The organism is Bacillus sp. TH22, from assembly GCF_016651015.1.
Lineage (GTDB): Bacteria > Bacillota > Bacilli > Bacillales > Bacillaceae_G > Bacillus_A > Bacillus_A mycoides.
This window is the reverse complement of the sequence record NZ_JAEKER010000001.1, coordinates 1,654,861-1,674,099: the sequence shown is the minus strand read 5'-3', so window position 1 is coordinate 1,674,099 and position 19,239 is coordinate 1,654,861. Positions and strand designations below refer to the sequence as shown.

General features: G+C 36.1%; 22 protein-coding genes and 2 riboswitches. Of the genes, 20 read left to right on the top strand and 2 right to left on the bottom strand.

The features are described 5' to 3' along the window. The first annotated feature begins 296 nt into the window (after positions 1-296). The 12 genes from JFU18_RS08430 to JFU18_RS08375 all read left to right on the top strand — a co-directional run bounded on the left by JFU18_RS08430 (position 297) and on the right by JFU18_RS08375 (position 9,146). Positions 297-1,559 carry an ATP phosphoribosyltransferase regulatory subunit gene (locus JFU18_RS08430; protein ID WP_002140970.1) on the top strand — a complete coding sequence of 421 codons (1,263 nt, stop codon included), beginning with the start codon at positions 297-299 and terminating at the stop codon, positions 1,557-1,559. Further along, positions 1,535-2,170 (top strand): ATP phosphoribosyltransferase, encoded by a 636-nt coding sequence (gene hisG, locus JFU18_RS08425; protein WP_033708301.1) that lies wholly within the window; start codon positions 1,535-1,537, stop codon positions 2,168-2,170. Before JFU18_RS08430 ends, hisG begins: the two co-directional genes overlap by 25 nt. 11 nt (positions 2,171-2,181) lie before the next feature. Then, positions 2,182-3,471: a histidinol dehydrogenase gene (gene hisD / locus JFU18_RS08420; RefSeq protein WP_061675104.1), complete on the top strand. Its 1,290-nt coding sequence runs from the start codon at positions 2,182-2,184 to the stop codon at positions 3,469-3,471. Further along, a complete protein-coding gene (gene hisB / locus JFU18_RS08415) occupies positions 3,471-4,055 on the top strand; it encodes an imidazoleglycerol-phosphate dehydratase HisB (RefSeq protein WP_002030662.1) in 585 nt (194 codons plus the stop codon). Before hisD ends, hisB begins: the two co-directional genes overlap by 1 nt. Continuing rightward, the gene (gene hisH, locus JFU18_RS08410; RefSeq protein ID WP_002011707.1) at positions 4,056-4,685 is read left to right on the top strand and encodes an imidazole glycerol phosphate synthase subunit HisH; all 630 of its coding nucleotides are present in this window, start codon (positions 4,056-4,058) and stop codon (positions 4,683-4,685) included. It begins immediately after the preceding gene. Next, complete coding sequence (hisA, locus tag JFU18_RS08405) at positions 4,658-5,377, top strand: 1-(5-phosphoribosyl)-5-[(5-phosphoribosylamino)methylideneamino]imidazole-4-carboxamide isomerase (protein ID WP_002086736.1); 720 nt, start codon at positions 4,658-4,660, stop codon at positions 5,375-5,377. Before hisH ends, hisA begins: the two co-directional genes overlap by 28 nt. Continuing rightward, positions 5,371-6,129, top strand: a complete 759-nt coding sequence (hisF, locus tag JFU18_RS08400; RefSeq protein ID WP_088034932.1) for an imidazole glycerol phosphate synthase subunit HisF — start codon at positions 5,371-5,373, stop codon at positions 6,127-6,129. The genes hisA and hisF overlap by 7 nt, the downstream gene beginning before the upstream one ends. Continuing rightward, entirely contained in the window at positions 6,126-6,431 is a 306-nt protein-coding gene (gene hisI / locus JFU18_RS08395; RefSeq protein ID WP_002086731.1) for a phosphoribosyl-AMP cyclohydrolase, read from the top strand. Before hisF ends, hisI begins: the two co-directional genes overlap by 4 nt. Positions 6,432-6,441: 10 nt before the next feature. Continuing rightward, on the top strand, positions 6,442-6,765 hold the full coding sequence (hisE, locus tag JFU18_RS08390) for a phosphoribosyl-ATP diphosphatase (RefSeq protein ID WP_002011702.1): 324 nt from the start codon (positions 6,442-6,444) through the stop codon (positions 6,763-6,765). 12 nt (positions 6,766-6,777) lie between these two features. Continuing rightward, a complete protein-coding gene (locus tag JFU18_RS08385) occupies positions 6,778-7,797 on the top strand; it encodes a histidinol phosphate phosphatase domain-containing protein (protein ID WP_002011701.1) in 1,020 nt (339 codons plus the stop codon). 68 nt (positions 7,798-7,865) lie between these two features. Beyond that, complete coding sequence (locus tag JFU18_RS08380; RefSeq protein ID WP_002011700.1) at positions 7,866-8,030, top strand: YozQ family protein; 165 nt, start codon at positions 7,866-7,868, stop codon at positions 8,028-8,030. A 135-nt stretch (positions 8,031-8,165) separates the two neighbouring features. Next, a complete protein-coding gene (locus tag JFU18_RS08375; RefSeq protein ID WP_080448125.1) occupies positions 8,166-9,146 on the top strand; it encodes a 2-hydroxyacid dehydrogenase family protein in 981 nt (326 codons plus the stop codon). Positions 9,147-9,178: 32 nt separating this feature from the next. Here the strand turns inward: JFU18_RS08375 and pssA are convergent, their stop codons facing one another. Together pssA and JFU18_RS08365 are read right to left on the bottom strand one after the other, a co-directional pair. Beyond that, positions 9,179-9,880 (bottom strand): CDP-diacylglycerol--serine O-phosphatidyltransferase, encoded by a 702-nt coding sequence (gene pssA, locus JFU18_RS08370; protein ID WP_002011698.1) that lies wholly within the window; start codon positions 9,878-9,880, stop codon positions 9,179-9,181. Positions 9,881-10,062: 182 nt separating this feature from the next. After that, a complete protein-coding gene (locus JFU18_RS08365) occupies positions 10,063-11,949 on the bottom strand; it encodes an LTA synthase family protein (protein WP_002086724.1) in 1,887 nt (628 codons plus the stop codon). 253 nt (positions 11,950-12,202) lie between these two features. On the opposite strand from JFU18_RS08365, the gene JFU18_RS08360 reads away from it, so the two are divergent. The 8 genes from JFU18_RS08360 (at position 12,203) to JFU18_RS08325 (ending at position 19,228) form a co-directional block, all read left to right on the top strand. Then, complete coding sequence (locus JFU18_RS08360; RefSeq protein ID WP_016092994.1) at positions 12,203-12,598, top strand: DUF3888 domain-containing protein; 396 nt, start codon at positions 12,203-12,205, stop codon at positions 12,596-12,598. Positions 12,599-12,687: 89 nt separating this feature from the next. Next, a riboswitch (Lysine riboswitch) is annotated at positions 12,688-12,869 on the top strand. A gap of 180 nt (positions 12,870-13,049) precedes the next feature. Then, positions 13,050-14,366: a diaminopimelate decarboxylase gene (gene lysA, locus JFU18_RS08355; protein WP_201032767.1), complete on the top strand. Its 1,317-nt coding sequence runs from the start codon at positions 13,050-13,052 to the stop codon at positions 14,364-14,366. A gap of 117 nt (positions 14,367-14,483) precedes the next feature. Then, positions 14,484-14,592: riboswitch (SAM riboswitch) on the top strand. A 72-nt stretch (positions 14,593-14,664) separates the two neighbouring features. Further along, entirely contained in the window at positions 14,665-14,808 is a 144-nt protein-coding gene (locus tag JFU18_RS08350; RefSeq protein ID WP_000116159.1) for a YezD family protein, read from the top strand. Positions 14,809-14,895: 87 nt separating this feature from the next. Further along, on the top strand, positions 14,896-15,600 hold the full coding sequence (locus tag JFU18_RS08345) for a phosphoadenylyl-sulfate reductase (RefSeq protein ID WP_201034910.1): 705 nt from the start codon (positions 14,896-14,898) through the stop codon (positions 15,598-15,600). Between the two features lie 39 nt (positions 15,601-15,639). After that, positions 15,640-16,776 carry a sulfate adenylyltransferase gene (gene sat, locus JFU18_RS08340; RefSeq protein WP_201034911.1) on the top strand — a complete coding sequence of 379 codons (1,137 nt, stop codon included), beginning with the start codon at positions 15,640-15,642 and terminating at the stop codon, positions 16,774-16,776. 12 nt (positions 16,777-16,788) lie between these two features. Then, complete coding sequence (gene cysC, locus JFU18_RS08335; RefSeq protein WP_201034912.1) at positions 16,789-17,382, top strand: adenylyl-sulfate kinase; 594 nt, start codon at positions 16,789-16,791, stop codon at positions 17,380-17,382. An 11-nt stretch (positions 17,383-17,393) separates the two neighbouring features. Continuing rightward, positions 17,394-19,016, top strand: a complete 1,623-nt coding sequence (locus JFU18_RS08330) for a nitrite/sulfite reductase (protein WP_088037966.1) — start codon at positions 17,394-17,396, stop codon at positions 19,014-19,016. Between the two features lie 11 nt (positions 19,017-19,027). Beyond that, positions 19,028-19,228 (top strand): DUF3906 family protein, encoded by a 201-nt coding sequence (locus JFU18_RS08325; RefSeq protein ID WP_000366913.1) that lies wholly within the window; start codon positions 19,028-19,030, stop codon positions 19,226-19,228. The last annotated feature ends 11 nt before the right edge of the window (positions 19,229-19,239 follow it).

Sequence of the window (19,239 nt, the reverse complement as noted above, 5' to 3'; positions counted from 1 at the left end):
ATTCGAAATGTATTTACATTCAGAATTAACTGTTATATAATATGTAAAAAATCAGAGGAGAAAGGGAGTAAGTATTATGAATATCGTACAATCTATTAAAATGCTTACAAAACTACATCATCATACATGAAACCCTTGAACCTAACGTGAAAACGTGTAGGCACAAGGGTTATTCCCGTTGTACCTACACTCTACTAAAGAGCCTTGTAGGTATTTTGTCTACAAGGCTCTTTTTATTTTCGGTTTGGGTGGATGGAATGGGCATAAATTAAAGAGGGAAGGGTGTGTGAATTCAGATGACAAAGTGGAAACGGGCAAATCCGAATGGAACGAGAGATTACTTATTCGAAGAATGTACGTTAATTGAAGAAGTGGAACAAAAATTAAGACGGACCTTTTTAGAGAGAGGTTATGAAGAAATAAGGACACCTACAATTGAATTTTATGATGTTTTTGCATTTCAAAACAGGCCGATAGATGAAGAAAAGATGTATAAATTTTTCGATGAAAAAGGACGGATTATCGTTTTACGCCCAGATATGACAATTCCTTTAGCAAGAGTAATTGGAACACAGAGAGGAGATATTCCTCTTAAAGTAACTTATAGCGGGAATGTATTTCGGGCGAATGAGTCCCTTACTGGGAAATATAATGAAATAGTGCAAAGTGGTATTGAAATTATCGGGATTGAAAATGTAAGGGCTGAAATTGAATGTGTGATAAGCGTAATTCAAGCACTTCAAAAATTAAAGGTGCAATCTTTCACAATTGAGATTGGGCAAGTGCAGTTATATAAATGTATCGTAAAAAAGCTCCCCATTAATGATGAAGAAGAGAAGTTACTTAGAACGTATATTGAAAGTAAAAATTATGCCGCACTCTCACACTTTATAGAAGAAAAGAAATTAAATCGGTGTGATGAAACAGTAAGGTTACTTGAGAAACTACCAAGGTTATTCGGGAGTTTAGATGTTGTTGAGGAAGCAGAAAAACTCGCCTCAAGTAATGAAATGAAAATGGCCATTGCGAGAGTGAAAGAAATATATGAAACAATTGAACAGTTAGGATATGGCTCTTACATATCAATTGATTTAGGTATGGTTCAACATTTGGATTATTATACGGGTGTTATTTTCAAAGGGTATATATATGAAATTGGAGAAGAGATTGTTAGTGGCGGAAGATATGATGAGTTAATTGGAAATTTTGGAGAGATGATGCCAGCGGTTGGGCTCGCGGTGCAAGTAAATCAAATAGTTAAGGCACTTCAAGAGCAGCAAGAACCATATAAACGAAAGAGAATAGATATTATGATTCATTATGAGTTAAATAGATTAGCAGAAGCGGAAAGGTTACGAAATTTACTTCAAAAGGACGGGAAGAATGCCCAGTTATCTTTATTCTCTAATTTAAACGATACTTTTCAATTTGCAAACAAGAATAAAATAATGACAGTCGTTGAGGCGAAGAGTGAGTCACTAGTGGAATATGTATGGAGAGAGAAATGGATCATCCAGAAAGAAGGGGAGGCTTCATGCGTAACATTCAAATTGCGTTAACGAAAGGAAGATTAGAAAAGCATGTTATTCCACTGTTTGAAAAAATTGGAATTGATTGTTCAGAGCTCAAAGATAAAGGAAGAAAACTTGTGTTTAAAAGTAAAAACACAAACATTTCATTTATTTTAGTGAAAGCGGTAGATGTTGCTACTTATGTAGAACATGGCGTAGCTGATATTGGAGTCGTTGGAAAAGATATATTAATGGAATTTGAGAAAGATATATATGAGATGGTCGATTTAGGAGTGGGCGTGTGTAAATTTTGTGTCGCTTCTATTCCTACGTATAATCCGAAGAGTTATCGAAAAAAACGAATTGCTACGAAATATCCGCACATTACTTCTACATATTTTCATGATAAAGGGGAGGATGTAGAAATTATTAAAATAGAAGGATCTGTAGAGATTGCTCCACTTCTAGGTTTGGCAGATGCCATTGTTGATATTGTTGAAACAGGAAAAACATTACAAGAAAACGGGTTAATTGTATTTGAGGAAATGTGCTCTATATCAGCTCGAATGATTGTGAATAAGGCTGCATTGAAAACTAAAAAAGACGAAATATTCTGTATTATAAATATGATGGAACAAGAAATTTTGTCAGGGAAATAGGGGGACTTTAAATGGAGATAGTTTTTGAAGATTTCCAAGAGGCTTTATCGAAAATAAAATCGCTACGAGAAAGCGCTAATATAATAGAAGAAACTGTTCAAAGAAGTGTAAGTGAAATTGTTCAAAACGTAAGGAAGAGTAAAGATGAGGCTTTATCGTTCTATACAAAAAAGTTTGATGGTGTAGAGACAAAAGATTTTCGTGTAAGTGAGGAAGAAATAAAACAAGCAAGTAAGTTTGTAGAACAAGCTTTTTTAGAAGCGTTAAAAGAGGCGAAGAAAAATATTATCTCGTATCACGAAAAGCAAAAAAGACAATCTATGTTTGATTGCGTGAGTGAAGGGGTAATTAGAGGGCAGCTTATTCGTCCGTTAGAAAATGTAGGTGTATATGTGCCGGGCGGGACTGCTTCGTATCCTTCATCAGTATTAATGAATGTATTGCCAGCAAAACTCGCAGGAGTGAAAAAAATTGTAATGGTAACACCGCCGAAGCAAGGAGGAATTGATCCGCATATTTTAGCTGCTGCAAGTCTTGCAGGTGTAGATGAAATATATATGGCCGGTGGTGCTCAAGTAATTGCTGCTCTAGCATATGGAACGGAATCGATTCCTAAAGTAGATAAAATAGTTGGGCCAGGGAATTTATATGTCGCGCTAGCGAAGAGAGAAGTATATGGGATAGTCAATATCGATATGATTGCTGGACCATCAGAAATTGTAGTTATCGCAGATGAAACAGGAAATGCCGAATATATTGCTGCTGATTTATTATCACAGGCAGAACATGACGAGAGGGCAACAGCTATTTGTATTACAACAAATATAAAGCTTGCTAAAGAAGTAGAAAGAGAAATAGAAAGACAGCTAGAGACGTTGCCTAGAAGTGAAATCGCTCGTGAATCCATAAAAAGAAATGGAGCAATTTTTATTGTCCCTTCTTTAGAAGAGGCGTTTCATTTATCAAATGAAATCGCTCCAGAACATTTAGAGTTACACATAAAAGAGCCAATGAATGCTCTAGCTTATGTAAAGCATGCTGGATCAATTTTTCTTGGTCCATATGCACCTGAACCGCTCGGAGATTATTTGGCGGGGCCGAATCACGTATTACCGACAAGTGGAACGGCAAGATTTTTTTCTCCGTTATCCGTCGATGATTTCGTAAAAAAATCAAGCTTCGTTTCGTATACGGAAGAAGCGTTAAGAAGTGTACAGCATCATATTGTAGAACTTGCAAATAAAGAAGGTTTACATGCACACGCAAGAGCAATCCAAATTAGGTTTAAGGAGGAAGAATAATGCGCGAGTCTAGTCAAGTACGTGAGACGACGGAAACAAAAATTAAATTAAGTTTGCAACTTGATGAAAGTACGAATGTTTCTGTGCAAACAGGAGTTGGATTTTTTGATCATATGCTAACTTTATTTGCTAGACACGGAAGATTTGGTTTGCAAATTGAAGCTGAAGGTGATGTATTCGTTGATGCTCATCATACGGTTGAAGATGTTGGAATTGTACTCGGAACTTGCTTGAAAGAATCATTGCAAAATAAAGAAGGGATTAACCGTTACGGCTCAGCGTATGTACCGATGGATGAATCTTTAGGATTTGTCGCGATTGATATAAGCGGGCGCTCATATATTGTATTTCAAGGTGAATTAACAAATCCGAAGCTAGGGGATTTTGACACAGAATTAACGGAAGAATTTTTTAGAGCAGTGGCTCATGCTGCAAATATTACGTTACATGCTCGCATTTTATACGGAAGCAATACACATCACAAAATTGAAGCTTTATTTAAAGCGTTCGGTCGAGCGCTTAGAGAGGCAGTCGATAAAAATGCCAATATTAATGGTGTAAATTCAACGAAAGGGATGTTGTAATTGATTGCAATTATAGATTATGGAATGGGAAATATTCGTAGTGTGGAACAAGCATTAAAATATATTGGAACAGAGTACATCATAACGGATGATAAAAAAGAAATATTGAGAAGTGATGGAGTTATTTTACCAGGAGTAGGCACATTTCCGAAAGCGATGGGCGTTTTAGAAGAAAAAGATTTAGTATGTGTGCTAAAAGAAGTTGGGAGCTTAGGAAAACCGCTTCTGGGTATTTGCTTAGGAATGCAGCTTTTATTTGAAAAAAGTGAGGAACTACAAAATTGTAACGGATTAAATTTATTGCCAGGTGTTATTCGAAAGTTAAAAGTTCCTTATAAAATTCCACATATGGGGTGGAATGAATTAAAAAAAGAAGGAGAAATATCGCTTTGGAATGGAGTAGAGGACGGTTCTTTCGTATATTATGTCCACTCTTATTATGCAGATTGTCCGAATGAAATTGTGTATGGGGCAAGTGAATATGGAGTGAAAGTACCTGGTTTTGTAGCAAAAGGAAATATATTTGGCGCACAGTTTCATCCTGAAAAAAGTGGGGAAATTGGGATGCGAATGTTAAAAAATTTCAAAGGGGTGGTAGAAGCATGGAAATCTTCCCAGCTATCGATTTAAAAGAAGGACGATGCGTCAGGCTTTATCAAGGAGAGTTTAGTAAAGAAACGGTGATGAATGAAGATCCAGTCGCACAAGCAATCATATTTGAAAAACTTGGAGCGAAAATACTACACGTTGTTGATTTAGATGGAGCAATTGTTGGGGAGTCAGTAAATTTACCTGTCATTGAAAAAATTTGCAAGGCGGTACGTATTCCGGTGCAAATTGGAGGAGGAGTTCGGTCACTCGCGGCAGTGGAGAAGTTGTTGTCAGTAGGTGTAGAAAAAGTGATATTAGGAACGGCTGCTCTTTACGATAAATCATTTTTAGAAGAAGCGGTTCGTCTATATAAGGAGCAAATCATAGTTGGAATTGATGCGAAAAATGGTTTCGTAGCAACGAGGGGCTGGTTAGATGTGTCTGAAATTTCGTACATCGATTTAGCGAAGCAAATGGAAAGTGTAGGTGTTCAAACGATTGTGTTTACGGACATTTCAAAAGATGGGACACTTGCAGGACCAAATTTTGAGCAATTAGAGTTACTGCAAAAAAGCGTGGGTATTCGTGTGATTGCATCTGGAGGTGTCGCATCTATTCAAGATGTGAAAAGATTAAATGATATGAACATATATGGCGTCATTATTGGGAAGGCACTTTACGAGAAAACGATTGATTTAGAAAAAGTGTTACAGGTAACAAAACTATGTTAGCAAAACGAATTATTCCATGTCTAGATGTGAAAGAAGGGCGGGTAGTAAAGGGTGTGAATTTTATAGGGTTACAAGACGTCGGTAATCCTGTTGAAATAGCCGCATTATATAATGATGCGGGAGCAGATGAAATCGTATTTTTAGACATCACTGCGACGCATGAAGGGCGAAAAACGATTATAGATGTTGTAGAACAAACAGCCTCAAAGGTGTTTATTCCTCTTACAGTTGGCGGGGGGATTTCAAGTGTTAAAGATATGTACAATTTACTAAGAGCTGGAGCAGATAAAGTTTCAATAAACTCAGCGGCAGTGAGAAATCCGAAGTTAATCCAGGAAGGTGCGGAACATTTTGGCTCACAATGTATTGTCGTAGCAATTGATGCTAGAAAAGTAGAGGAAGATAAATGGAATGTATACGTGAACGGCGGAAGAGTCGATACAGGGATGGATGCAATCGAATGGGCGAAGCGCGTTGTTAAGCTCGGGGCAGGAGAAATTTTGTTGACGAGTATGGATGCAGATGGAACGAAAAACGGATATGATCTTCGTTTAACAGGAGCAATTTCAAACAGCGTTTCTGTTCCAGTAATCGCATCAGGTGGATGTGGTCATGTAGATCACATTATAGAAGTATTTCAAAAGACAACAGTTGATGCAGCATTAGCGGCATCAATCTTTCATTATGGTGAAGCGACTGTACAAGATGTAAAGAGAAAATTAAGAGAAGCAAACGTTGAGGTGCGGTTATGAAACCTAATTTTGCAAAAGGATTGATACCAGCTGTTGTTATCGAGGAAGATACGAAAGAAGTTTTAATGTTAGCTTATATGAATGAAGAAGCGTATGACAAGACGCTGGAAACGAAAAGAACATGGTTTTATTCCCGTTCGAGACAATCGTTATGGAATAAAGGAGGTACATCGGGAAATGTCCAATATGTGCAATCACTTTATTTAGACTGTGATCAAGATGCAATCGTTGTTGTCGTAAAGCAAGTAGGGCCTGCTTGCCATACGGGAGAAAAAACGTGTTTTCACTACAAAATTATATAGGGGGATACATATGGAAGATATCCTTAAGTTATTATTTGAAACAATTGAAGAACGAAAGAAAAATCCACTCTCTGAATCATATACGAATTATTTATTTTCAAAAGGTGAAGATAAAATTTTAAAGAAAATTGGTGAGGAGTGCACCGAAGTAATTATTGCGTCTAAAAATAATGATAAAGAAGAAATAGTAAAAGAAATGGTTGATGTGTTCTATCACTGTTTTGTTCTATTAGCCGAAAAAAATATTCCATTAGAAGATGTCATGCAAGAAGTGAAAGAAAGAAATGGAAAGCTTTCGCGAGTAGGGGACAGAAGAGAAATAGATACATTATAAGGGGGAATATGGATGAAAGTGGACTATCACATTCATTTAGAAGAAGGACCATATTCAATAGGGTGGCTAGCTAAAATAAATGATGCGCTACAATATTTTGAACCGCTTAAAGAAGAAAAACATTCTATGGAATGGCTTATGAAAACACAAGAACGCCTGCAAAGACGTGTGAAGGAAGGTCCATTTACAGCGAAATGGATTGATTTATATTTAGAAGAAGCTGTGCGAAAAGGTATAAAAGAAGTTGGTATTGTCGATCATTTATATCGTTTTCATGAAGCGAAAGGATATTATGAAAAGTATGTAGATATTAGTGATTCTAGGCTTGGTCGCCTGCAAAAAGAATGGTTAGATCAAGTAAGAGTAACGTCTATTTATGATTTTACAAAGGCGATTGAAGAGGCAAAAGAGCGATGGAGTAAACGAGGGATAACGCTCAAACTTGGAATTGAAGCGGATTATTTTATCGGGGGTGAACAAGAGTTAAAAGGTTTACTAGCATTAGGAGACTTTGATTATGTAATCGGTTCGGTCCATTTTATAGATGGATGGGGATTTGATAATCCAGATACGAAAGAGTATTTTGGTACGCATGAGTTACATACTTTATATCACACGTTTTTCGCTACAGTTGAAAGTGCTGTTCGTTCCGAGCTTTTTGATATTATAGCTCACCTCGATAACATAAAAGTATTTAATTACCGGTTAGATGAGAATGAACAGCTTTCTTATTATAAGGAAATTGCTCGTGCGTTAGTGGAAACAAATACAGCAACAGAAATAAATGCGGGATTGTACTATCGATATCCTGTGCGCGAAATGTGCCCAAGTCCGCTTTATTTACAAGTATTAGCTAAGCATGGAGTTCCGATTACTCTATCCTCAGATGCCCATTATCCGAATGATTTAGGAAAGTATGTGGAAGAGAATATAAAGACATTACGCAATCATGATATTTCTCACATAGCTACATTTACGAAACGAGTAAGAACGATGAGATTGCTTGAAGAAGAAGTAATAATTTCAAAATGAAACACGATTTTTTGATGAAAATCACCCTTTTTGTTCAAAATAAGAAAGAATGAAAAGGAGGATGAAAAATGGTGAAACAACAAAATAAACAAAACGTACAAGCGGCAGATCAAGCCTATACTTCTGAAACAAATAATACTGCTAACTCAGTTATTGAGGAACAAATTAGCGATACAGTTGCAGAAGGAACAATCGATGCGAAGCTTGGGAAAGAATCGCAAGAAAAAGCGTAAAAAGAGGGGAGAGTTGCATCTCCTCTTTTTTTATGGAAAAGTGTCGATTTTCAAAACTATAATCAAATTCCTTGGTTTTTATATGTAGATTTCTTACAATGAAATATAAGAGATATCATATTTTGTATAGAAGAGGTGTTAGTAGTGGCGAAAATATTAGTAGCAGGGAAAATTCCAGAAATCGGATTAAAATTATTGAAAAATCATGATGTAGAAATGTACAATAAAGAAGAATTAATTAGTGTAGAAGAGTTAGCAGAACGTGTAAAAGATAAAGATGCACTTTTAAGCTTACTTTCTACGAAGGTATCGAAAGAGGTTATTGACGCAGCACCAAACTTGAAAATTATCGCAAATTATGGTGCTGGTTACGATAATATTGATTACACATATGCAGGAGAAAAGGGTATTGCTGTTACAAATACACCGAAAGTATCAACTGAAGCGACAGCAGAATTAACATTTGCACTTCTTTTAGCAGCTGCACGTAGAATTCCTGAAGGTGATACGTTATGTCGTACAACTGGATTTAACGGATGGGCACCGTTATTCTTCTTGGGCCGCGAAGTACACGGTAAGACAATCGGAATTATTGGCCTTGGAGAAATCGGGAAGGCAGTTGCAAAGCGTGCGAGAGCATTTGGAATGAATGTTTTATATACAGGACCAAATCGAAAGCCTGAAGCTGAAAGTGAACTGGAAGCGACATACGTAACGTTGGAAGAATTATTACAAACAGCGGACTTTATTACAATTAACTGTGCTTATAATCCGAAATTACATCATATGATTGATGAAGAACAGTTTAAAATGATGAAGAAAACAGCATATATTATAAATGCTTCACGTGGACCAATTATGAATGAATCAGCACTTGCTCATGCACTAAAAACGAATGAAATTGAAGGTGCAGCTCTTGACGTATTTGAATTTGAACCGAAAATTACAGAAGAGCTAAAAGGATTAAAGAATGTAGTACTTGCTCCTCACGTAGGAAATGCAACATTCGAAACACGTGATGCAATGGCTGAAATGGCAGTAAGAAATATTTTAGCTGTATTAAATGGTGAAGAACCTGTAACACCTGTAAATCAAAAGGTATTAGTTACAAAATAAAAAAGAAACCTTCCGAAATACGGAAGGTTTTTTTATTTTTCTTTATTCGCTTTTTTAGAAGGTCTTTGTCTAATAAATTGAGATAACATATACAAAATGTATAGTGGAATGGCAATGAATAAGAAAACAGAAATGTTGCCAAAACTTGTTTGGTACATTGTGATAATAATTCCAACTAAAAATAGTGTAATAATTATGCTATATCGTGGAATTGGTACATCTTTTAAACTTGGGATACGAACACGGCTCACCATTAAAAATGCGAACGTTACAAATACGGTAATGAGAACAATTTTTGGAATGGTATGTGAAAATAATGTTAAGAAAGCAACAAGCCCTCCTGCTGCAGTAATCGGAACTCCAGTGAAATATTTCATAGAAGTAGAAGATGGTGTTACATTAAATCGTGCTAAGCGATATGCTCCGAACAGAGGGAATAATCCCGCTATGTATAGTCCAATGATTCCATAGTTGGAAAAAGATGTGTAATACATTAAAACAGCAGGTGCTGCGCCAAATGTTACAACATCCGCGAGTGAATCAAGCTCTTTTCCCATTTGTGAATCAACGCGTAATAAACGAGCGACACGACCATCAAGACTATCTAACATCATCCCGATCAGTACTAAAATAGCAGCTGATTTATAATATCCTAAAGATGCATAGCCGATTGACAAAAATCCGCTATATAAATTCCCGAGCGTAAATAAGTTTGGAATAGCTGCTCTATACAAAATCTGATCCCTTGCTTTCTGTTATAAATTCTTAATTAGTGTATGAAAGTTTACTTATTTTATCATACCATAAATTTCTTTCTCATACGAAAAAAATTCCCAATTTGTGAAAGATTGTATAGAAGAGAAATTTGAAAAATAAGTAAAAAAAGGAAGCAACTTTTGTAAAGTTGCTTCCTACACTATTCAAATTTCGTTGTCATCGTTCCGGTTTTATATCGATTGTTAGGATCAAATCTTAATAAATCTCCATAAATGAGTTTGTCGGATAATTTTAATTCTGTTTTTGCTTTTTCAATATAAGGCTGACATAGTGTTAAATCAGCTTCTTCACCTGTGCTTCTTTTATAGCACATATTTTTTGTATAAACATAATCTTCCGAAACAAAACTGCCGTCCCGCATTACCATAAGAGGGTCTTTTTCTTTCGTAAATAAGTCTGTTCCAAATTCTACGGATTGATTTGTTTTAATACCAAGTAAATGAAGTAACGTTGGTTTAATATCAATTTGACCAGATACTTTAGAGATGACTTTTCCTTCTTGGCCAGGCACATGAATAATGAGAGGGACGCGTTGTAATTGCATAGAATCAAACGGTGTAATAGCGTCTTTCCCAAGGAACTGAGCCATAGCTGCATTATGGTTTTCAGAAATGCCGTAATGATCACCATAAATGACAATAACGGAATTATCATATAGTCCTTCGTCTTTCAATTGTTTAATAAATAATTTAAGAGCTTCATCCGTGTAACGAACGGTTGGGAAGTAGCGATTTAAAACACCACTTTCGGAATTAAATTCATCAACATATTGATCTTCTGGATTTAGAAGAAATGGAAAATGGTTTGTTAACGTAATAAATTTTGTATAGAACGGTTGTGGTAAAGATTTTAACTTTGGAATAGATTGCTCAAAGAACTCTTTATCTTTTAATCCCCAACCGACAGACATTTGTTCCGTTCCTACGTAATCATTTAAATTAAAGTAACGATCATATCCAAGCGCAGGATACATTACGTCACGATTCCAAAACGTTTTATCGTTTGAATGGAAGACAGCAGAAGAATATCCGTATTTCTTTAATTGTTCTGGTGTGGCAGTGTATTCATTTGTTGCATGAGTAAAGAATACAGAACCACGGTCTAACGGATAAAGGGAATTTTCAACGATAAATTCAGCATCAGAAGTTTTACCTTGTCCCGTTTGATGATAGAAGTTATCGAAATAAAAACTATCTTTAATAAACTCATTTAAAAATGGAGTAATCTCTTTTCCATTTATTTTTTTATTAATAACAAAACTTTGTGTAGATTCCATTGAAATTAAAATTACATTTTTACCCTTTGCAGCTCCAAATAGGTTTTTATCAACTTGTTTATCTTTTGAGTCTGTATAGTTTTTAATTTCAGAGAACCCGTCTCCACTTGCAAATACACGCTCAGCTGAAGACTTAGATTGAAGTGTAATATCAAATAGATGATATGTGTATAACCCTAAATTTTTCACGACAGTTTGACGATCAAATGAGCGTGAGAACATTTGTGGTTTATATATAACTGAAACAACAATTTGTAGTGCTAATAATACTGTTACACCGCTAAAGAAAGTTCGCTTCTCAGAGCGAGAAAGGGGTGTTTTATCACCAAATGATGGGAATTTACGCGAAATAAACATTAAAATAATTGCGTCTGCAAATAAAAGTAATGTTTTATACGTAAAGAGTTCTTTTATACTCGTCCCTAAGTCAGCCATATTATTTGTTTGGAATAAAACAGGGAAAGTAACAAAATCGTTATAGAACCCGTAAAACATTGCATTTCCAAATAAAATAAATGACAGTATAAAACTAATTACAATAATAATTCGGTTTCGGTACTTAGATGCAAGTAAAGCGAAACCAAAAAATAAAAGTAACGAAGCTAGTGGGTTAATAAAAAGCATAAACTCTTCAAAGAAGTTATCAATTCTAATATCAAATGCTAGCTTGTACACAATATATGTTTTTATCCATAATAAAACGACTGCAACTAGTGCAAATCGCAGTTTTGGAAACAGATTTTGTAGCATAATATACTCCTCTCCTAAAAGCATGACGGTTCTTGTGAGCCGGTTTGATTAGCGCCTCATTTTATATATACGAACAGTCCTTTGTTATTATGTTTATTATACTATGAGTATCATTATACGAAAATAAAAGAGAGTTGTGGGCTTTTTTATAATAATTGAGTAGAAAAAGGGCAGTGGGAGACAATAAAACGGAGTTTCTATGTATGATAATTATCGTGCGCAAAAAGAATCGAGTAATAAAACGGAGGTTATAATGCGAAAATTATTATATTTTATAGTATGCAGTAGTGTTATACTTTTTGCTTCACCGAGTGTGTCGGTAGCACAATATGATGCACCCCTTATGGAAGATGCCCTTTATTCTGTTTTATTTCCAAAAATAAATAAGGCAATTGAAAAACAATATGGGAGCTTGAAGCCTTATCAATGTCCTAAAATTATTAGTTTAAAAAAAGTGTATAGTGGTACATATTTATTTCAAGCGAGTATTGAAGTAACGAAGTATGAACAGGTTGGTGGGAAAATTGTTCCACCATTTGAGAAGGTAACGATTACATTTAATAACGAAGAGGGCGAATGGGAAGTGACAAAGGTTTCAGTAAAGCGCTTACCAAATGATACAAAATTAAACTGTAAAAAAACAATATAAAAAATTGTTTGACAAATAAAATGGTCCTTTGGTATTGTTAATAGCAACAATTAGATGTTTGAAAATTAAATAGACTTACCTCATCTACTCTCAAAGGTAGAGGCCGCGATAGGAAAGAGTAAGCTATGGGAGATTTAATGGAATCTGTGATCATAGGTTGAAAGGGACTATTGCCGAAATATAAGAATAACCATCTTATTCATATATTGGGACTGCATTGAATAAATGTAGTACTGTCATAAGATTTATTTTATGAAGAGCTATTTGGAGATGTTGATGCGGTTTCTTATTTTGAGGAGATAACAACTCGTTTATTTTTTCAATATATATTTTTCCTAATAAGAAACGCGTGTGAACATTGTTCCGCGCGTTTTTTGTCTATCTAAAAGCGTGCTGCAATGAATAGAAGATTGGGGTTATGAGTTTTAGAGGAAATAAGGGAGGAATTCAAATGTATTTACACGGCACAAGCCGAATCAATGGGCAAGGACACTTAGAAATTGGTGGGTGCGATACGACGCAGCTAGCAAAACAATACGGAACACCACTTTATGTATACGATGAAGAGTCTATTCGAGGAAAGTGCCGCGCGTTTCATCGTGCTTTTAAAGAAAGTGGCTTCTCTTATCAAGTAGCATATGCAAGCAAGGCGTTCTTGTGCATGGAGATGTGCCGAGTAGCTCGTGAAGAGAATATGTCTTTAGATGTTGTTTCTGGAGGAGAATTATATACTGCGCTCCAAGCTGGTTTTCCGGCATCGCGTATTCATTTTCACGGAAATAATAAAACAGAAGAAGAAATGATTATGGCTCTTCAGGCGAATATCGGTTGTTTTGTAGTAGATAATTTCTTAGAATTAGAAATTTTACATGATTTAGCAATGCAACATGGGAAATTTGTGAACATATTAATCCGTGTAACGCCTGGAGTAGAGGCACATACACACGAATATATAACAACAGGTCAAGAGGATTCGAAATTTGGATTTGGTGTTTCAAATGGTCAAGCGATGCAAGCAATTGAGCTTGCCTTGCAAAAATCAAATTATAATGTGCTAGGAATTCACTCGCACATCGGATCACAAATATTTGAAACGGCTGGATTTGTTCGAGCAATTGAAGTACTCCGCCAATTTTTAGAAGAAGTGAGAGAGCGAACACATTATGTGATGAAAGTATTAAATGTGGGCGGAGGTTTCGGTATACGTTATACGGATTCAGATACACCGTTAACACTTGAAACGTATGTGCACGCTGTAACACGTACGATAAGAGAACAATTTACATTATGTGAATATCCGCTTCCAGAAATATGGATTGAACCAGGTCGTAGTATTGTAGGTGATGCTGGAACAACACTTTATACAGTCGGAGCGGTGAAAGAGATTCCTGGCATTCGGAAATATGTTTCAGTCGATGGTGGAATGACAGATAATTTAAGACCAGCTCTATACGGAGCCCGTTATGAGGCGATGTTGGCGAATCGAGGGAATGATGAGAATGAGGAACTCGTTTCGATTGCTGGGAAATGCTGTGAAAGTGGAGATATGCTGATTTGGGATATTAACTTACCGCAAGTTGCTTCTTCTGATTTACTAGCAATTTCTTGTACGGGGGCATATGGGTACTCGATGGCGAATAATTATAATCGTATTCGTAGACCAGCTGTCGTCTTTGCAAAAAGCGGGACGTCACAAATTGTCGTAGAACGTGAAACATATGAAAATATCATTGGGAACGATCGCATACGTATTAAAGAGCTGGTGTGAATGAGAAAGAAGGAGTTGTCTAGTAAAGGCAACTCCTTTTAAAAAAAGAAAAATAATTAAATGTATCGGAAAACTAGGATTGAAAAAAATCAGAATTGTGATAAAATACAAATACAAAGCTTATCAAGAGAAGCTGAGGGAACTGGCCCTACGAAGCTCTGCAACCTGCTTATAGAAAGCAAGGTGCTAAATCCAGCAAAATGGAATCCATTTTGAAAGATAAGGTAAAATATATTACCGAACAGTCTTTTCGAAATGGGAAAGATTTTTTTTATGAATAAAAAGGGGGGCTGTTTGCGTGAGCGTACGGGAGCATTTTGATGAAGTATCTGAGAAAATTCAAGCGATGCTTGCTGATATGAAATATGGTTCCATTACAATTGTTGTGCAAGATGGAAAAGTGATTCAATTAGAAAAAAGTGAAAAGGTTCGTTTAAAGTAAAAAGCGCTGACTAGAAAAACTAGAGGCGGTTTTAATCTATTTTTAATAGGTTAAAGCCGTCTTTTTGCTTTTACAGGGGGAAAAAACATGTTGACGTACGAAACGTGGAAAGAAAATAGTGTTTCATTTTCTGAAGAAGATGAAACGAAAGGCGCGCTATCAGTATTAAGTTGGGCTTATAACGAATATAAAGATGAAATTGTATATGCATGTAGCTTTGGGGTGGAGGGAATGGTTTTATTGCATCTTATAAACCAAGTAAATCCATCTGCTAAAGTTGTATTTTTGGATACAAATGTTCATTTTCAAGAAACGTACGAATTAATTAAGAAGGTACGCGAGAGATTTCCTTCATTAAATATTATAGAAAAACAGCCAGAACTTACACTCGATGAACAAGCGAAGCTTCATGGAGAGAAGTTATGGGAAAGTAATCCGAATCTTTGCTGTAGTATTAGAAAAATTTTACCGTTAGAAAAATCATTAGCAGCGGAAAAAGCGTGGATATCAGGCTTAAGAAGGGAACAATCAGAAACGCGTAAGCATACACAGTTTATAAATCAAGATCGTCGTTTTCAATCTATTAAAGTTTGTCCGCTCATTTATTGGACTTGGAAAGAAGTTTGGCGATATGTATATAAACATAGTTTGCCGTATAACCCATTGCATGATGTTGGCTATCCGAGTATTGGGTGTGAGAAATGTACATTACCTGTAGGTGATGGTGGCAACTCAAGAGATGGAAGATGGGCTGGGAAAATGAAGACGGAATGTGGCCTTCACTTTCAATGAGATAGATTTTGAAATAAAGCTAAGAAGGGATATAAGAAGATGAGTACAACAAATGAATTAGTAAACCGCATTGATGAAAAATATGAAATATCGAACATTGTAAAGGAAATCGAGATAGACAAAATTGCACTTAGTGATTTAGAACTTTTGGCGACAGGAGGATATAGCCCTCTTACAGGATTTTTAGGGAAGAGAGATTATGATTCAGTAGTAGAAACGCTTCGTTTAGCAAATGGTAGCGTATGGAGTATACCGATTACACTACCGGTAACAGAAGAAGTAGCCGAGAAACTGCAGGCTGGAGAGGAAGTAAAACTTGTCAACGCCGGAAATGTATATGGTGTTATTCAAATAGAAGATATTTTTGTACCAGATAAAGAAAAAGAAGCGTTACTTGTATATAAAACGACGGATGAAGCGCATCCAGGGGTGAAAAAATTATATGAACGACCAAACGTTTACATTGGAGGAGCTATTATTCTTACAAAACGCTTTGGAAATAATCCGTTTCCTTCTTATCATTTAGATCCAATTGAAACGAGAGAAGAATTTAAAAAACGCGGTTGGAAAACAGTAGTTGGATTTCAAACGAGAAACCCAGTACATCGTGCCCATGAGTATATTCAAAAATCTGCCCTTGAAATTGTAGATGGTCTCTTTTTAAATCCGCTCGTTGGGGAAACGAAGTCAGATGATATTCCTGCTGATGTAAGGATGGAAAGCTATGAAGTATTACTTCAAAACTATTATCCGAAAGACCGTGTCTTTTTAGGCGTATTTCCTGCAGCAATGCGTTACGCAGGACCAAGGGAAGCGATATTTCATGCACTAGTAAGAAAGAACTTTGGTTGTACCCACTTTATTGTAGGGCGTGATCATGCTGGGGTAGGGGATTATTACGGAACATATGAAGCGCAGGAAATCTTTACGAATTTTACAGTAGAAGAGTTAGGGATTACGCCGTTATTTTTTGAACATAGTTTTTACTGCACGAAATGTGAAGCAATGGCTTCAACGAAAACATGTCCGCATGGAAAAGAAGACCGTGTCATTTTATCGGGTACGAAAGTACGAGAAATGTTAAGGAATGGTGAGATTCCGCCAAGTACATTTAGTCGTAAAGAAGTAGTGGAAGTGCTAATTAAAGGTTTGAAAAAAGAAGTAGTAACAGAATAGGGAGAGAATGAGATGGATACGAATATTACTTGGCATACAGCTTCTGTTTCAAAAAATGAGAGAAGAGTGAAGAATGGGCATCACAGTTTTGTAGTTTGGTTTACTGGTTTATCAGCTTCGGGTAAATCTACAGTAGCGAATGCGGTTGCTCGCAAACTGTTTGAAAAGAATATCGGAAATTATGTGCTAGATGGGGATAATATTCGCCAAGGTTTAAATAAAGATTTAGGTTTTTCTGAAAGTGATCGCACGGAAAATATAAGACGTATTGGCGAAGTGGCGAAGCTATTTGTAGATCAAGGAACTGTTGTCCTTACAGCGTTTATTTCACCATTTCGAGTAGACCGAAAACAAGTTAGGGAACTATTAGCTGCAGATGAGTTTATAGAAGTGTTTGTAAAATGTCCAATTGAAGAGTGTGAGAAACGTGATCCGAAAGGACTTTATAAAAAAGCGAGACAAGGTGATATTAAAGAGTTTACTGGTGTTGATTCACCGTATGAGGAACCAAAACAAGCAGAATTAATTGTAGAAACGCACAAGTATTCTATTGAAGAATGTGCAGAGCAAATTGTGAAGTACTTGCAAGAGCGTAGTTTCATATAGGGGGATAAAAGATGAGTTATGAAAAAGTGTGGGCTAATAATGAAAAATTAAATCAAACAGAGAAAAAGAAATTAGAGAAAGACGGATTAGAAATCTTTAATGATATTCCTTACTATGCGGAGAATGGATTTGAATCTATTCCGAAAGAAGAGTGGGACTCCTTTAAATGGGCAGGATTGTATTTACAACGTCCGAAAGAAGCAGGATATTTTATGATGCGTGTTAATATTCCTTCTGGGATTATTACAAATGCACAGGCAGAAGCACTTGCTTCTATCGCTGAAGATTATGGGCGTGATGTGTTAGATATTACGACAAGACAGGCGATTCAGTTTCATTGGTTAGAAATTGGGCAAATTCCGGATATTTTTAAGAGGTTAGCTAGAGTTGGTTTATCTTCAGCGGGGGCATGCGGTGATATTACGCGTAATATTACAGGTAATCCACTTGCTGGAATTGATGCGAATGAACTATTTGATACAACATCGATTGTTAAAGAAATATACGATTACTTCCAACATAATGAAGAGTTTTCTAATCTACCACGTAAATTCAAAATGTCTATTAGTTCTAACATTTATAATTCAGCAAATGCAGAGATTAACTGTGTGGCGTTTACACCTGCTACGAAAGAAATAAATGGTGAGGAAAAGGTTGGGTTTCATATAAAAATAGGTGGAGGATTATCAGCTCGTCCATACTTAGCGGAAGAATTAGATGTATTCGTTTTACCAGAAGAAGTGAAGGCAGTGTCGATTGCAATTGCTACTATATTCCGTGATTTTGGATATCGTGAAAAACGCCACTTAGCACGTTTGAAATTTCTTGTCGCTGACTGGGGCGCTGAGAAATTTAAAGAGAAACTAGTAGAATACACAGGCCCATTGCAAAGTAAAGGGGAAAGTGCTCTCAAAGGCTGGAATGCAGGATACTTTTATGGCGTTCAAGATCAAAAACAAGCAGGATTAAAGTATGTCGGCTTTAATGTACCAGTAGGGCGTTTACACGCAGAGGAAATGTTTGAGATTGCAAGAATTGCAAAGAAATATGGAAACGGGCAAATTCGAACTTGTAACTCTCAAAACTTCATTATTCCGAATGTTCCGCCAGAAAATGTTGCAGGATTATTAAGTGAACCGTTGTTTGAAGCAATTTCAGCAAATCCGAAATCGTTTATCGGTCATGCGGTTTCATGTACTGGCATTGAGTATTGCAATCTTGCGTTAGTAGAAACGAAAGAAAGATTACGCAAAATCGCAGAGTACTTAGATACACAAATTGCACTCGATGTTCCAGTTCGAATTCATATGGTAGGATGCCCGAACTCATGTGGTCAACGTCAAATTGCTGATATTGGTTTGCAAGGGATAAAACTGAAAACGAAGGAAAAGGGAATCGTTGAGGCGTTTGAAATATATGTGGGCGGAACACTATTAGACGGAGGAGCATATAACGAAAAGTTAAAAGGGAAAATAGATGGAGAAGATTTGCCGGATGTTCTCGTGTCCTTTTTAAGTTATTTCCAAAAGAATAAATTACTAGCCGAAACGTTTTATGATTTCGTAGGACGTGTTGGAGTGGAAGAATTACAAATTGTACTAAATCGTGTATTAGAAGAAGTAATAGCATCTTAGGAGGGGGCAATATGGACTTATATCGATTTGAAGCTGTATTAGTAAATAGTATTGTTCCAATTGTTGTCGTTGCTCAGAGTGAAGAACAGGCATTTAAGCTTGCGGAAATTGAGCTTGAAAAACATTTTTTACCGTTACCAGAAGTGAAAGAGATTTCTTTGTTTGAAAAAAAGAAGATTCGAAAAGGGGCGGCATTTGTTATTCATGAGTAGAGAACATGTAA